This is a genomic window from Amycolatopsis sp. NBC_00355 (assembly GCF_036104975.1).
Classification (GTDB): Bacteria; Actinomycetota; Actinomycetes; order Mycobacteriales; family Pseudonocardiaceae; genus Amycolatopsis.
Map to the genome: position 1 here is coordinate 7,398,882 of NZ_CP107982.1, position 14,443 is coordinate 7,413,324.

The 14,443-nt window shown below is 69.5% G+C and carries 12 protein-coding genes and 1 tRNA gene; 5 read left to right on the forward strand and 8 right to left on the reverse strand.

Features of this window, described 5'->3' with window-relative positions; all coding sequences use genetic code 11:
* The first annotated feature begins 1 nt into the window (after position 1).
* Positions 2–1,312 carry an NtaA/DmoA family FMN-dependent monooxygenase gene (locus OHS18_RS33935; RefSeq protein WP_328613581.1) on the forward strand — a complete coding sequence of 437 codons (1,311 nt, stop codon included), beginning with the start codon at positions 2–4 and terminating at the stop codon, positions 1,310–1,312.
* On the opposite strand, the gene rfbA is transcribed toward OHS18_RS33935, so the two are convergent.
* Positions 1,309–2,190 carry a glucose-1-phosphate thymidylyltransferase RfbA gene (gene rfbA / locus OHS18_RS33940; RefSeq protein WP_328445655.1) on the reverse strand — a complete coding sequence of 294 codons (882 nt, stop codon included), beginning with the start codon at positions 2,188–2,190 and terminating at the stop codon, positions 1,309–1,311. The genes OHS18_RS33935 and rfbA overlap by 4 nt on opposite strands.
* A 75-nt stretch (positions 2,191–2,265) precedes the next feature.
* Positions 2,266–3,402: a sialidase family protein gene (locus OHS18_RS33945; RefSeq protein WP_328613582.1), complete on the reverse strand. Its 1,137-nt coding sequence runs from the start codon at positions 3,400–3,402 to the stop codon at positions 2,266–2,268.
* Positions 3,403–3,580: 178 nt separating this feature from the next.
* Between OHS18_RS33945 and OHS18_RS33950 the strand changes: the two genes are divergently transcribed.
* On the forward strand, positions 3,581–4,240 hold the full coding sequence (locus OHS18_RS33950) for a hypothetical protein (RefSeq protein ID WP_328613583.1): 660 nt from the start codon (positions 3,581–3,583) through the stop codon (positions 4,238–4,240).
* A gap of 16 nt (positions 4,241–4,256) precedes the next feature.
* Positions 4,257–4,703, forward strand: coding sequence for a GNAT family N-acetyltransferase (locus tag OHS18_RS33955; RefSeq protein WP_328445649.1), 447 nt, complete (start codon positions 4,257–4,259; stop codon positions 4,701–4,703).
* Positions 4,704–4,769: 66 nt separating this feature from the next.
* Here OHS18_RS33955 and OHS18_RS33960 read toward each other — a convergent pair whose 3' ends face one another.
* Entirely contained in the window at positions 4,770–5,261 is a 492-nt protein-coding gene (locus OHS18_RS33960) for a YajQ family cyclic di-GMP-binding protein (protein ID WP_284747809.1), read from the reverse strand.
* Positions 5,262–5,378: 117 nt separating this feature from the next.
* Between OHS18_RS33960 and OHS18_RS33965 the strand changes: the two genes are divergently transcribed.
* Positions 5,379–5,461, forward strand: a tRNA-Tyr gene (locus OHS18_RS33965).
* A 61-nt stretch (positions 5,462–5,522) separates the two neighbouring features.
* Here the strand turns inward: OHS18_RS33965 and OHS18_RS33970 are convergent.
* The 5 genes from OHS18_RS33970 to OHS18_RS33990 form a co-directional block, all read right to left on the reverse strand.
* Positions 5,523–8,318 carry a carbohydrate-binding protein gene (locus OHS18_RS33970; RefSeq protein ID WP_328613584.1) on the reverse strand — a complete coding sequence of 932 codons (2,796 nt, stop codon included), beginning with the start codon at positions 8,316–8,318 and terminating at the stop codon, positions 5,523–5,525.
* Between the two features lie 73 nt (positions 8,319–8,391).
* Positions 8,392–9,252, reverse strand: a complete 861-nt coding sequence (locus tag OHS18_RS33975) for a carbohydrate ABC transporter permease (RefSeq protein WP_328613585.1) — start codon at positions 9,250–9,252, stop codon at positions 8,392–8,394.
* Positions 9,249–10,208 carry a carbohydrate ABC transporter permease gene (locus tag OHS18_RS33980; RefSeq protein ID WP_328613586.1) on the reverse strand — a complete coding sequence of 320 codons (960 nt, stop codon included), beginning with the start codon at positions 10,206–10,208 and terminating at the stop codon, positions 9,249–9,251. Before OHS18_RS33980 ends, OHS18_RS33975 begins: the two co-directional genes overlap by 4 nt.
* The gene (locus OHS18_RS33985; RefSeq protein ID WP_328613587.1) at positions 10,205–11,560 is read right to left on the reverse strand and encodes an ABC transporter substrate-binding protein; all 1,356 of its coding nucleotides are present in this window, start codon (positions 11,558–11,560) and stop codon (positions 10,205–10,207) included. The genes OHS18_RS33980 and OHS18_RS33985 overlap by 4 nt, the downstream gene beginning before the upstream one ends.
* Before the next feature lie 19 nt (positions 11,561–11,579).
* Positions 11,580–13,226: a glycoside hydrolase family 13 protein gene (locus tag OHS18_RS33990; protein WP_328613588.1), complete on the reverse strand. Its 1,647-nt coding sequence runs from the start codon at positions 13,224–13,226 to the stop codon at positions 11,580–11,582.
* Between the two features lie 173 nt (positions 13,227–13,399).
* Between OHS18_RS33990 and OHS18_RS33995 the strand changes: the two genes are divergently transcribed.
* The gene (locus OHS18_RS33995) at positions 13,400–14,419 is read left to right on the forward strand and encodes a LacI family DNA-binding transcriptional regulator (RefSeq protein WP_328613589.1); all 1,020 of its coding nucleotides are present in this window, start codon (positions 13,400–13,402) and stop codon (positions 14,417–14,419) included.
* The last annotated feature ends 24 nt before the right edge of the window (positions 14,420–14,443 follow it).

Below are 14,443 nucleotides of genomic sequence, written 5' to 3' on the forward strand. Positions count from 1 at the left end.
GATGACCAAGCAGATCAAGCTCGCCGCGTACTTCCCCGGCGTCAACAACACCACGGTGTGGAGCGACCCGGCGTCGGGCAGCCAGATCGACTTCGCGTCGTTCGAGCACCTCGCCCGCACGGCCGAGCGCGGCAAACTCGACTTCCTGTTCCTCGCCGAAGGCCTGCGGCTGCGCGAGCACGCGGGCAAGATCCTCGACACCGACGTCGTCGGCCGGCCCAACACGACCGCCGTGCTGGCCGCGCTGTCGGCCGTCACCACCCACCTCGGCCTGGCCGGCACGCTCTCGTCGACGTTCAACGAGCCCTACGAGGTGGCGCGCCAGGTCGCGAGCATCGACCACCTCTCCGGCGGGCGGGCGGCGTGGAACGTCGTGACGTCACCGGACGCCTGGACCGGTCAGAACTTCCGGCGCGGCGGCTTCCTCGAGCGCGAGGACCGGTACGCGCGCGCCGAGGAGTTCCTGGCCACCGTGCGCGAGCTGTGGGACAGCTGGCAGCCCGGGACCCTGTTGGGGGACAAGGAGAACGGCGTCTTCGCGCGCGACCCCGGCAAGTTCGTCCACAGTGGACCGCAGTTCGACATCCACGGTGAGTTCACCCTGCCGCGCACACCTCAGGGGCAGCCGGTCGTCATCCAGGCCGGCGACTCCGGCGAAGGCCGCGAGTTCGCCGCGAAGGCCGCCGACGTCATCTTCAGCCGGCACGGCACGCTCGAAGACGGCCAGGCGTTCTTCCACGACGTCAAGCGGCGGTTGAGCGCCTACGGCCGAGAGCCCGGTGAGCTGCTGATCATGCCGGCCGCGGCGTTCGTCCTCGGCGACACCGACGCCGAGGCCGCGGAGCGCGCGCGGGAGATCCGGTACCAGCAGGTCCGCCCGGCCACCGCGATCCAGTTCCTCGAGCAGGTGTGGAGCCGCGACCTGTCGGCTTACGACGTCGACGGGCCGCTGCCCGACATCGACCCGGACCCGGACGCCGCGCCGCTGACCTGGGGCCGCGTCCGCCACGAGAAGGACCCGGCCGCGCTGGCCGCGAAGTGGCGGGCCCTCGCGGAGGAGAAGAAGCTGTCGATCCGCGAGCTGGTGATCGAGGCCACCGCGCGCCAGCAGTTCGTCGGCTCGCCCGCGACCGTGGCCGGGGCGATCGACGAATACGTGCAGTCCGACGCGGCCGACGGCTTCGTCCTCGCCCCGCACCTGACCCCGGGCGGGCTCGACGAGTTCGTCGAGAAGGTCGTGCCCCACCTGCAGGAACGCGGCGTCTTCCGGACCGAGTACGCCGGGCCGACGCTGCGCGACCAGCTGTTCTAGGCCGAAGCTCCGGCTGCGACGGCGACGGCCTTGACGTAGTCGCCGTAGCCGGACTTCGCGAGCTTCGAGCCCAGCGCGTAGCACTCGTCGGCGTTGATGAAGCCCATCCGCAGCGCGATCTCCTCGAGACAGGCGATGCGCACGCCGGTCCGGTGCTCCAGCACCTGCACGAACTGCCCGGCCTCCAGCAGCGAATCGTGCGTGCCGGTGTCCAGCCAGGCGAAGCCGCGGCTGAGCTCGACGAGCGTCGCGCGGTCCTGGCGCACGTAGGTGAGGTTGACGTCGGTGATCTCCAGCTCGCCGCGCGGCGACGGCTTGAGCGCGCGCGCGATCTCGACGACCTGGTTGTCGTAGAAGTACAGGCCGGTGATCGCCTTGTTCGAGCGGGGCTTGGCCGGCTTCTCCTCGATGGAGACCAGCTTGCCGTCCGCGCCGACCTCGCCGACGCCGTAGCGCTCGGGATCCTTGACGGGGTAACCGAACAGGACGCAGCCGTCGAGGTCCTGGACCGCGGCCTGCAGCCGGCTGGAGAAGCCCTGGCCGTAGAAGATGTTGTCGCCGAGCACCAGCGCGACGTCGTCGTCGCCGATGAAGTCCGCGCCGATCACGAACGCCTCGGCCAGCCCGTTCGGGCTCGGCTGCTCGGCGTAGGTGAAGGAGAGGCCGAACTGGTCGCCGTTGCCCAGCAGCTTGCGGAACATCGGCAGGTCGGCCGGGGTGGAGATGATGAGGATCTCGCGGATCCCGGCCAGCATCAGCACCGAGATCGGGTAGTAGACCATCGGCTTGTCGTAGACGGGGAGCAGCTGCTTCGACACCGCCTGGGTGATCGGGTGCAGGCGAGTCCCGCTGCCTCCGGCCAGCACGATGCCCTTCATTCGCTGCCTCCTCTGCTCGGTCCACCGCCGCCGCCCACCCTACGGGGCGGGCTGTGGAGCCGGGATGGGGAAGCGCTAGAAGGCCGGGCCCTTGCCGAAGTAGGCCTTGCAGCCGAGGTTGTACTCGGTCGCGATCTCCAGGACGTTCTTGCCGTCGTCGACCGGCAGCAGGGTCGAGGAGTAGTTGGGGCAGAAGTTGTTGTAGATGCCGGTGATGTGCACCGGCGCGGGCAGCTCGTACCAGTTGCCGCTGCCGAAGTTGTCGTTCGCGAGCAGGACCTGGCCGTTGCCCGGCTGCGGTTTGCCCTTGGCGTCGGTGTAGATCTGCCCGACCATGACGATCCGGACGCCGTTCGGCCCGCCGGGGAACAGCGTGATCGTCTGCGCGTGCTGGAAGTAGTTGCCGTTCGCGGTGTTGACGCGGGTGCCGGGGTCGGTCGGGCTGCCCCAGTTGGCGCCGTCGGGCGAGATCTTGAAGTACGGGTCGCAGTAGCGGTCGCGGAAGTTGCAGATCTCGTAGGCGAAGTAGTACCGGCCGTCGGGCAGCCGCCGGATGATCGGCATGCCGGGACGGACGCGGTCCGGCGGGATGGCCAGGGTGAGCTGCTTGGTGCCCCAGTTCACGCCGTCGGTCGAGGCGACCCGGTTGAGCACCTGCGCGTACTTCGGCGCCTGCGTCTCGTCGGCGAAGTGCAGCCAGAGCGTGCCGCCGGCGTCGACGGTGAACTCCGGCTCCCAGATGCCGTCGATGTTGTGCGAGCGGGCGGCTTCGGCCAGGAACCCCCAGGAGCGGCCGCCGTCCTTGCTGGCCCAGATCTTGATCCCGACGCGGCGCTGCGCCCCGGCGTCCTGCCGGTAGGACGCGGCCCACAGGAGGGTGCCCGCGCGGAGCCGGCCGACGCGCTGCGGGAGTTCGTAGAGGGTGCCGCAGCACATGCCGTAGCGGCCGTCGGGGTCGTGGATCTCGGCGATCTTGTGGAAGGACGCGCCCTCGTCGGTGCTCTCCATGACGGGGGTGAACTTGCCCCCGGCGTCTTCACTGGTGAGCGCGGCGATGATGCGCCCGCGTCCGAAGGGGGAGTGTTCGAGCCGCACGAGCCGGGCGTAGGAGCCGTACCCGGGGACGAGCTGCTGGCGTTCGGCGGCGCTCGCGGGGGTCAGCAGTGCGGTGACGAGGACCAGCGGAAGCACGAAGACGAGCAAACGGCGCATCCTGACCCTCTCCACGCGGTGACCGCGCGATTACAACACGCTGCGGGCGGTCTGCTGTGGACGGTCGCGCGGCGTTCGCGCGTTAGAGGGGTTTGCTGTGCCCGATTGGGTGATCGATCACACAAGGCGACGGTAACGCCGGGGCAAAGACGGCCGAAAGATCACTGAGGGGGATCGGATGAAGAAAGTGGTGTACGCGCTCGCGGCCGTGGTGCTGGCGTCGGGGTGCGCGTCGGGTACCGGGTACGGCGTGATCGTGGCGGCTGGTTCTTCTGCTTCTTTGCCTCCTTCGACGGCTGCGCCTGCTACGCCGCGGGACGTGCCGCCGGAGACGCACACGGGCAAGGGCGAAGGCCAGTTCGCGGTGACCTGGCCGGCGGACCAGCTGGGCTTCTTCACGTTCGACTGCCCGAAGTGCGCGGGCAACGTGATCATCAGCACCGACGGCGGCGAGTTCGGCCTGGTCAACGCGATCGGCGCGTACAAGGGCACAACCTGGCTGAACACGGAACCGGACCGCCCGACGAGGAAGGTGACGGTCCTGGCGGACGCGACCTGGACGGCGACGATCACGGACTACCGAAGCCTCCCGGAAACGCCGCTCGCCAAGCCGGCATCGGGCAAGGGCGACGCGGTCCTACGGGTCCCGGCGGGAGTCACGCGCGTCCACTTCTCGGCGAAGACCCGCGGCAACATCGCCCTGTGGGTGGAGTCCGCCGAGACGGACGACCTGCTGGTCAACGAGATCGGCGACGTCGAGGTGGATCGGGATGTTCGAGGTCCGGCGTACCTGAGGGTGGACGGCTACGAGGCCAGCTGGACGATCACGCCGTCCTGAGCGGAGGTATTCGTTGGTGGAGATCAGCTTCCTGACCGAATCCGACCGTGCCCGCTGGGAAGTCCTGGCCCGCGGCAAGGATGCGTACTTCGAGGTCGAACGCGTCGACGAAGCCTACGAACGAACCTGGCGACGCCTGCTCGACGACGACCGGATCCGCGGCATCATCGCCAGGCTGGACGGCGAGGTGGTCGGCGCCGCGCACTACCTGTTCCATGCGAGTATCTGGTACGCCGCGAAGTGCTACCTGGCGGACTTGTACGTCGACCCGGAAGCCCGGCGGCGGGGTATCGCGACTGCGATGATCGACTGGGTGGCGCGGGACGCGGAGGAGCAGGGCTTCCCGGGCCTGTACTGGAACACGCTGGAGGACGCCCCGGCTCGCGCGTTGTACGACAAGGTGGGCATGCTCCGGGCGGGCCTCATCCACTACAGCTACCGGCGCGACGCGGAACGGAGCTGAGGGCACTCGCCGACGTTGTACCCACGGGCACCCGATAGGGGATACCCGCAGGTCAACGAGGGTGCGTCAGCGGTAGTTCGTGAACTGCAGCGCGATCTCGAAGTCCTTGCCCTTGAGCAAGGCGATCACGTCCTGCAGCTGGTCCTTCTTCTTGCCCGAAACCCGCAGCTGGTCACCCTGGATCTGGGCCTGCACACCCTTCGGGCCCTCGTCCCGGATGAACTTGGCGATCTGCTTCGCCTTGTCCGACGCGATGCCCTGGATGATCTTGCCGCTGAGCTTGTAGATCTTGCCCGAGAGGGCCGGCTCGTCCGCTTCGAACGCCTTCAACGAGATGCTGCGCTTGATCAGCTTCTCCTTGAAGACCTCGACCGCGGCCAGCGCGCGCTCTTCCGTCTCGGACTCGATCGCGATCGCCTCCTCGCCGGACCAGTTGATCGTCGTGCCGGTGCCGCGGAAGTCGAAGCGCGTGCCCAGCTCCTTGCTCGCCTGGTTCAGCGCGTTGTCCACCTCCTGGCGGTCGACCTTGCTCACGACGTCGAAAGAGGGATCCGCCACGTGTCCTCACACCTCGTACTCGCTAGTCAGGGGCACCCAGCCTAGTCCGGGGTATCCCGGTTGACCCCCGCCGGGAGTGCTTGGGTAAGCTTCTCCCCGGCCGGTACAACCGGCTTGGGCGGGTTACCCGAGTGGCCAAAGGGGACTGGCTGTAAACCAGTTGGCTTACGCCTACGGGGGTTCGAATCCCTCACCCGCCACGCCCAACGGCCCCGGTGACCTAGCAGGTCACCGGGGCCGTTTGCGTTGGAAGCCCGGCCGTCAGAAGCCGGAGTTCCCGGCGCCTCGCACCAGCGTGTAGCCGCCGTCGTTGAGCAAGCCGCCGGACGTGGCGCCCGTCACCGTTGTGTGCGCGATCGATGCGCTGCCCGTCGCGTTCGTCTCGATGCCGTACGTGCCCGCTCCGGCGATCGTCACGCGGTCGAAGCTCAGCTGCGTGATCGACTTCTGGAAGCTCAGCAGCACACCCTGGTACGTGTTGTCGGTCAGCGTCAGGTCCTCGACGACGATCGGGGCCGCGATGGGTGCCGAATCCGCGTAGATCCAGAGGCCGCCGATCGCCGAATTCCAGTTGTGCTCGAAGCTGCCGGTCCTCACCAGCGTGTTGCGCCGGATCGACGTCGTGCCGGACAGCGGGACCGGGTTGAAGCGGGTGCCGACCGTGATGCCCGAGCCCGCCTCGACGTTGTCCGAGACGATGTTGTCCTCGACGCGGTTGCCGCTGCCGCCGAAGATGCCGATGCCGTTCGCCAGCGCCGGCGACTGGACCGTGTTGAACGTGTACGCGCTCCCGGTCACGGCGCTGCCTTCGGAGAACATCGCCAGCCCGTCATCGCCGGTGTTGCGGACCATGGACTGGTCGACCCGCACATTGGCCACGTTGGCGTGGATGTTGACGCCGTCCGCGAACGTGTCGCGGATCCGCGTGCCGACCACGTACAGGCCGTTCGTGCCCGAATCGGTCCACAGCCCGACCTTGGTGTGCTCAATCCACAGGTTCTGGATCAACGACCCCGTCCCGAAGTTGCCGTCCAGCGCGCCGTCCGAACCGTTGTCGTCGCGGATCCGGACGTCACCGAAGATCGCGAAGTCGGCCAGCGTGACGTTGCTGCCCGTCCCGAAGAAGCCGCCGCGCGGACCGGTGCCCTGGATCACCGAGTACCAGGGACCCGCGCCGTAAACCCGCGCGTTCGCGACGTTGATCTTCGACGTGATCCGGAACGTCCCGACCGGGATCCAGACGGGCTTGTTCTGGGCCGCGCCCGCCGCGATCGCGGCGTTGATCGCCCCGGTCGCGTCCGAGCCGTTGTCCGGCACCGCGCCGTACGACGTGATCGACAACGCACCCGCGGGGGCGGTCGCCGCGGCTGGCGCTTGCTCGGCGTCCAGCAGGTCGACGTCGTAGTACGCGGCCGTGCTCGACGCGTCCTTCTGCAGCTTCAGGACCGTGCCCGCTGGCCAGTCGCCGATCTGCGCGCGCGTCTCGTCGTAGAACCGGTGCGGGCTGCCCTGCGACGGCGCGTTCGTGTACGGGTACGCGCCGTAGACCCAGCTGTAGTTCGACGTCAGGGACAGGTCGCGGATCTTCGTTCCGTTCGCGTAGAGCGCCAGCGGCGCCGTCTGCCCGGCGCCGTCCGCGGTGTCCGGGATCGAGAACCGCAGCGTGACGGCGTTCGTGGGCTTGGTCAGCGAGAAGCTCACGGACTGTCCGGTCGCGCCCAGCCGCACGGCGCGGCGGCCGCTCGACTCGGCCTGGACCGTGTGGAACGTCCGGTCCGCGGCGAGCACGGTCCCGGTCGTCGACCCGGCTTCGGCCTCGTACTCGGTGTACGGCGTCGTCGCGCCACGCGCGGCCAGTGCCGTCTCGTTCGCGACGACGACGCTGTCGACCAGGACGTCGCTGCCGGTCCCGGCCAGTTGCAGCGTGTTGACGCCGGCGCGGACCGGCACCGAGAACGTCGCCGTCCGCCAGCCGGTGCCGGCGGGCAGGGACGCGGTCCCGGCGTCGCGGCCGTTCGCCGACACCGCGAGGGTGCCTGCACCACTGAACCGGATCGTCGCGGTCGCCGTTCCCGCCGACGCCATCGCGAAGGTGCGCACCAGACGCGCGCCTGTCGTCGCGAAGCCCGTCACATAGCCCGGACCGGTGTAGCCGGCGGTCGTCGCGCCGACGGTCGCGCCACCGGAGAGGAACGCCGCTTCCGCCTCGCCCGGTCCGGCGGGCACCGAAGCGGTCACGGTCAGGCTGTCCAGGTTCACGTTGCCGGAATCGGTGCTGTCGAAGGCGTACGCCACCGTGTGGTCACCCGCGGTCAGCGTCACGGACTCGGTCGCCGACGTCCAGGTGTCCCAGTTCGCCGACGCGGGCAGCGACACCTGCCGCTGCCGGACACTGTCGACATAGAGCGAAAGCGTCATGGCGGCACCGGTGCCGTTCGCGTACCGGAGCGCGAGCGACTGCGGCCCGGCGGTCGTCACCTTGACCGCGAACGACGTCCGCGCGGCTCCCTTGTTCCCGTCGGTGTACCCGCCGACGAATCCGGTCCCGCTGTAGCCGGGGTGGTCGGTCGCGACGACCGCGCCGCCGGACAGCGTCGCGTTCTCCGCTTCGAACAGCGGCCCTGCCTGCCCGGTCGCGGACGGCGTCACGTCGAGGCGGTCCAGGTTGACGTTCCCGCTGTCACCCGAGCCGAAGGTGTAGGACACGCTGTGCGCGCCCGCGCCGAGCGGGACGGCCACGCTCGCCGAGCCCCAGCTGTCCCAGGAAGCTGTTGCGGGCAGGGAAATCTGCTGTGCCGTGGAATCCACGGTCAGGGTGAGGGTTCGAGAAGAGCCGGTGCCGTTCGCGTAGCCGAGCGCCAGGGTGTACGAACCCGCCGAAGCGGCGGAGACGGCGAAGGTCGTCCGCGCGGTGCCGCGGTGGCCGTCGGTGAAGCCGCCGACGAACCCGCTGCCGCTGTAACCGGTGTGATCGGTTTCGACGACCGTACCGCCGGAGAGCGAGGCGGATTCGGCTTCGAGACGGGTGGTCGCGGCGTGCGCCGGGACCGTGGACACCACCGCAGTGAAAGTGAGTACCGCGACGGCCAGAACAGGGGATCTGCGCATCTGTTTTCTCCCAACCAGAGAGTCAGCCCTTGACGGCTCCGCCCAGCGCGTTGCCGCGCAGGAACATCCGCTGGAACACGAGGAACAACACGACGGGAATCACCGTCGAAATAGCGAGCGCGGCGAGGAAGACGTCGAGCTCGACGAACTTCTGCAACGCCGGGAGCCGGACCGAGAGCGGCTGGACTGCCGGATCGGGCAGAACCAGCATCGGCCACAGGAAGTCCTTCCAGGCCGCCACGATCGCGAACACCGAGACGACGCCGAGGATCGGTCGCGACATCGGCAGCACGACCGACCAGAACAACCTCAGCGGGCCCGCGCCGTCAACGCGCGCGGCTTCGAAAACCTCACGCGGGAGGTTGTCGAAGAACCGTTGCACCAGAAGGATGTTGAACGCGCTGGCGCCCGAAGGCAGCCAGACCGCCCAGAACGAGTTGATCAGCGAGAAGTCGACCATCGACAGGTAGAGCGGCACCAGCAGGACGATCACCGGCACGAACAACGTCGTCAGGACGACCCCGGTGAGCACCCGCCGGTAGCGCGGCCGCAGCACCGACAGCGCGAACCCGGCCGTCGTCGCGACGACCAGCTGCACCAGCCACGACCCGGCGGCGACCCACACGGTGTTGAGGAAGTACTTGTCGATCTGCACGCGCGTCCACGCCGTCGAGAGGTTGGCGAGGTCGATCCCGTGCGGCCACAGGGCCAGGGGGTCGCGCAGCGTGTCCTGGGTCGGCGTGACGGCCGCCTTCGCCAGCCACAACATCGGGCCCAGCCCGGCCAGGAACAACGCCGCGAGCAGGAGTGCGTGCAGGGTGCGGGTGGTGCGGCGGACGGCGGGCCGCCGCCAGTCCGACGGCGAGAGCAGGGCGCGCGTCATGACTTGCTCCAGGAGCGGGTGAGGCGGAAGTACACGGCGGAGAACAGGCCCAGCACCAGGGCGAGCAGGACGCTCAACGCGGTCGCCGCGCCGTAGTCGCCGCCGAGGCTGTCGGCGAAGGCGTAGTTGTAGACGAGCAGCAGGATCGTGGTCGTCGACCGCGCCGGGCCGCCGCCGGTGAACAGGAACGGCTCGAGGAACACCTGCGCCGTGCCGACGATCTGCAGGATGAACGTGATCAGCAGGACCCCGCGCAGGTGCGGCAGCGTGACGTGCCAGACCTTGCCCCGGACCGACGCGCCGTCGATCTCGGCCGCCTCGTACTGCTCGGGCGGGACGCTGGTCAGCGCCGCGAGGTAGATGATGATCGTGGCACCGGCCGCCGCCCAGGTCGCCTCCGCGACCAGCGAGAACATCGCCGTCGACGCCGACTGCAGCCACGGCGCCGGGCTGATCCCGACGGCGCCCAGCACGGTGTTGAACACGCCGTTCGGGCTCGCGTCGTAGAAGAACTTCCACAGCAGCACGGCCACCACCGGCGGGATCACCACCGGCAGGTAGGCCAGCGCGCTGTAGAGCCCCTTCGCCCGGCGGACCTCACTCATCAGCACCGCGGCCAGCAGCGGGATCGGGTAGCCGAGCAGCAGCGCGAGCACCGCGAACCACAGCGTGTTGCCGACGGCGTTCCACAGCTGCGGATCACTGAGCACCGCGCGATAGTTGTCCAGGCCGACGAACACCGGGTCGGAGACGAGGTTCGTCTGCTGGAAGCTCATCACGACGGCCTGGCCGATCGGCCGCCACGAGAACAGCCCGAACACCGCCAGCATCGGCAGCAGGAACAGCACGGTGCCGAGGCCGCCGCCGCGCACCCACGTCAGCGGCGTGCGCCGGCGGCGGGCCCGGGCCGGCGGGCGCGAGGTCGCCGTCGCCGGCCGGGCCGCCGTGAGCGTCACGGCTTGTCCAGCAACGCCTGGGCCTGCGTCTGCGCGTCGGCCAGCAGGGCGGGGATGTCCGCGCCGCGGTCGGTCAGGACCTTCTGCGCCACCGGGTCGAGCAGGCCGTAGACCTGCTGGGTGGACCGCGTCGGCTCCGGGATCAGCGGCTGGCCGAACATCTTGTCCGTGTACGGCGTCAGCTGCTTCACCGGCACGTTGACGTACTGCGCGATCCAGCCCATCCGCTGGTCGAAGGTCGCTTTGTCGAACACCGGCAGCTCGGGCGAGCCGACGGCTTCACCGGAGTCCGCGGTCGCTTTCGCGTCGGCGACGGCCGCGGCCTGGTCGGCCTGCTTGCTCAGGTAGTAGAAGTCGATCCACTTCACGGCCGCGGCCTTGACGGCGTCGTTCGCCTTGGCGTTGACGCCGGCGAGCGTGCCGCCGCCGAGGACACCGGCGTTCGGGCCGTCCAGCGGCAGGGCCGTGACGCCGTAGTCGTCCGCCTTGATCGCGTTCTGGGCCTTCAGCGAGCCGTAGTTGCCGCCGCCGGAGACGTACATCCCGATGCGGCCCGCGGCGAAGTCCTGGTTGATGCCGTTCCAGTCGTAGAGGAAGTTGGCGCCCATGCTGTTGTCGTCCCAGCGCATGGTGTGGATGGTCTGCAGCGCGCGGGCCATCTGCGGCGTGTTCAGCGTCGCCGTCGCCTTGTCTCCGCTCAGCTGCTCGGTGCGGCCGCCGAAGGCGTAGTCGAGCGTCGCGAGGATCCAGCCGCCGGTGTTGTCGGTGGTCAGCTGGGCGTACCCGGCCTGGCCGGTCTTCTCGGCGATCTGCTTCGCGTCCGTGCGGATCTCGTCCCAAGTGGACGGTGGCTTGTCCGGGTCGAGGCCGGCCTGCTTGAACAGCGTCCGGTTGTAGTGCAGCGCCTGGCCGTGCGCGGCGATCGGGACGGCCCACATCTTGCCGTCGTCGGCCGAACCCGCCTTCGCGACCTCAGGGTTGAACTTCTTCGCGTACGGCAGCTGGTCGACCAGGCCGCTGATGTCGGCGAGCTGACGGCGTTCGATCAGGCCGCGGCCGTCGGTGAACGGCATGGTCAGGACGTCGGGGAGCGTGCCGCCCGCCAGCTGCGCGGTGAACGTCGTCGCGTCCCACTTGAACTCCTGCGGGACCAGGTCGATCTTCGGGTTCGCGGCTTCGAACTGGGTCACGCGGGTGGTGAAGGCGGCAACCGCGCCCTGGTCGAGGCCCGGTTCGATGGACACCTTGACGACGGTCTTGCCGTCGGCGGTCGTGGTTTCGTCGGTGCCGGAACAGGCGGTCAGCACGACGGCGGCGCACAGGCACACCGCGGTGATCTTCGAGGACTTCATCGTCACTCCTGGCGGGGTTTCAGACTCGCAGCCAGACGGCTGTGTCGGTGGGCAACTGGGAGTCGGCCAGCTCTTCGCTGGCGAGCAGGACTTCGAGGTGGTACGGCAGGTCGATCGGGGTTTCCCCGAAGTTGACCAGGCAGAGCAGGTCGTCGCCACGGCGGAAGGCGAGGACGTCGTCGCCGTCTTCGCCCGCCCAGGCGAACTCCTCGCCACGCAGCGCGGGTTCGGACCGCCGCAGCGCGATCATGGTGCGGTAGAGCGTCAGCATCGACCGCGGATCGCCGTCCTGCCGCTCGACCGAGTAGTCACCCCAGTTCGCGGGCTGGGGCAGCCAGGGGGTGCCGCCGAAGCCGAACGCGCTGTCCGCGTCGGACGTCCAGGGCAGCGGGACGCGGCAGCCGTCGCGGCCGGGGTCGGTGCCGCCGGAGCGGAAGTGCATCGGGTCCTGCAGCACGCTCAGCGGCAGGTCCTCGACCTCGGGCAGGCCCAGCTCGTCACCCTGGTAGACGTACAGCGAGCCGGGCAACGCCGCCGACAGCAGCGCGGCCGCACGGGCCCGGCGCTGCGCCTTCGCCAGGTCGGTGGGGATGCCGAAGGCCCGAGCGACGAACCCGAACGAGCTGTCCTCCCGGCCGTAGCGGGTGGCCGCGCGGGTGACGTCGTGGTTCGACAACACCCACGTCGGCGGCGCGCCGACCGGGCCGTGAGCGTCCAAAGTGGACACGATGGCGGTGCGCAGCTCGCCGGCGTCCCACGGGCGCATCATGAAGTCGAAGTTGAACGCCGTGTGCATCTCGTCCGGCCGCAGGTAGCGGGCGAAGCGGTGCGGGTCGGCCAGCCAGACCTCGCCGACCAGCACGCGCGGCTCGGCGTAGGAGTCGGCGACGGCCCGCCAGCCGCGGTAGATGTCGTGGATCTCGTCGCGGTCGACGAACGGGTGCGCGTCCGGCGTGACCTCGTTGGGCAGCGAAGGATCCTTGACCGGCATGGTCGCGGAGTCGATGCGGATGCCCGCGACGCCCCGGTCGAACCAGAAGCGCAGCACGCGCTCGTGCTCGGCGCGGACGTCCGGGTGGTTCCAGTTGAGGTCCGGCTGCTCGGGGGCGAACAGGTGCAGGTACCAGTCGCCGGGCGTGCCGTCCGGGTTCGTGGTGCGGGTCCAGGTGCCGCCGGAGAAGCTGGACTCCCAGTCCGTCGGCGGCAGCTCACCGTGCTCGCCGCGGCCCGGGCGGAACCAGAACCGTTGGCGTTCCGGCGATCCCGGCCCGGCGGCCAGTGCGGCTTGGAACCACTCGTGCTGGTCCGAGACGTGGTTGGGGACGATGTCCACAATGGTCTTGATGCCCAGCCCGGCGGCGTCGGCGATCAGCTGTTCGGCCTCGTCGAGGGTGCCGAAGGCCGGGTCGATGACGCGGTAGTCGGCGACGTCGTAACCGCCGTCGGCCAGCGGCGAGGAGTACCAGGGCGTGAACCAGAGGGCGTCCACGCCGAGGCTCTTGAGGTGGGGCAGGCGGGCGCGGACGCCGGCGAGATCGCCGGTGCCGTCACCGTTGCCGTCGGCGAAACTGCGCGGGTAGATCTGGTAGATGACCGCACCGCGCCACCACGGCGCCGCCCGGTCGGCGGGTGTGGTCAGCGGGCTGGTCGAGAGGTCGGTGGTCACGGGACTCCCGTTCTGGCTCAACGGTTTCCGGAGCGCGGCGAAGGGTGCGGAACCAGGTCCGCGGCGATTAGGTTTAGCGCTATACCTCGGTAGACGGTAATGTCGTCCCCGGCCGGTTGTCAACGGCCGGTCCCGTAACCTGGGGGCCCGGGGTGAGCGAGAGGAGTCCGAGGGTGCGCGTCACGCTGCGGGAGGTCGCCGAGCAGGCGGGCGTGAGCATGATGACCGTGTCGAACGTGATGAACGGCAACCGCGCGCGCGTCTCACCCGGGACCATCGAGAAGGTCCAGCGCATCGCGGCCGAGCTCGGCTACGTCCCGAGCGCGTCGGCCCGCAGCCTCGCGACGAAGGCGTCGCGGCTGGTCGGCCTGCTGGTGCCGGCCGCCGACGAGGACAGCCTGATGATCAGCCCGCACACCATGGCGATCGTCGGCCTGATCGAGCGCGAGCTGCGCAAGTACGGCTACCACCTGCTGCTGCGCGGCGTCGCCCACCCGGACGAGGTCGCCGAAGCGCTGCGCTCGTGGAGCCTCGACGGCGCGATCCTGCTGGGCTTCCTCGACGAAGAGGTCGGCAACCTGACCAAGAAGACGATCGGCGCTGTCCACGTCGTCGCGATCGACAGCTACTCGGCGAACCGCCTCACGACGGGAACGCGTTCCGACGACTTCGCGGGCGCCCGCCTCGCGGCCCGGCACCTGCTTGACTTGGGCCACCGCCGGATCCTGTTCGCCGGCCCGGCGTTCAGCGGCGTCGGCGTGGTCCACGAACGCTTCGAGGGCTTCTGCCAGGCGTTCGAGGACGTCGGCGTCGAGCGCCCAGACCTGGTGGAGACCGTCAACACGACGTACGCGGAAGGCCGCGAACTCGGGCTCGTGCTCAAGGACCGGCACCCCGGCATGACGGCCCTGTTCGCGACGGCCGACATCCTCGCGGTCGGCGTCGTCCACGGCCTGACCGAGGCGGGCGTCCGGGTCCCGGAGGACGTCTCGGTGGTCGGCTTCGACGACCTCGACCTGTGCAACTACGTCACCCCGAAGCTGACGACGGTGTCGCAGGACATCGCGCGCAAGGCGTCGACGGCGGTGTCGATCCTGATGGACTCGATCGAGAAGAGCGAACGCCCGAAGCATCCGGTGACGATCGACGTCGCGCTGGTCGAACGCGAGTCGACCGCCCCGGTCCGGGCATAGGAAACGGCCGGTTTCCCTGGGGGG

Excerpts from the sequence above, each read along its gene's own strand:
- OHS18_RS33935 (WP_328613581.1), top strand. The coding sequence starts at position 2 with ATGACCAAGCAGATCAAGCTCGCCGCGTACTTCCCCGGCGTCAACAAC.
- rfbA (WP_328445655.1), bottom strand. The coding sequence starts at position 2,190 with ATGAAGGGCATCGTGCTGGCCGGAGGCAGCGGGACTCGCCTGCACCCG.
- OHS18_RS33945 (WP_328613582.1), bottom strand. The coding sequence starts at position 3,402 with ATGCGCCGTTTGCTCGTCTTCGTGCTTCCGCTGGTCCTCGTCACCGCA.
- OHS18_RS33950 (WP_328613583.1), top strand. The coding sequence starts at position 3,581 with ATGAAGAAAGTGGTGTACGCGCTCGCGGCCGTGGTGCTGGCGTCGGGG.
- OHS18_RS33975 (WP_328613585.1), bottom strand. The coding sequence starts at position 9,252 with ATGACGCGCGCCCTGCTCTCGCCGTCGGACTGGCGGCGGCCCGCCGTC.
- OHS18_RS33985 (WP_328613587.1), bottom strand. The coding sequence starts at position 11,560 with ATGAAGTCCTCGAAGATCACCGCGGTGTGCCTGTGCGCCGCCGTCGTG.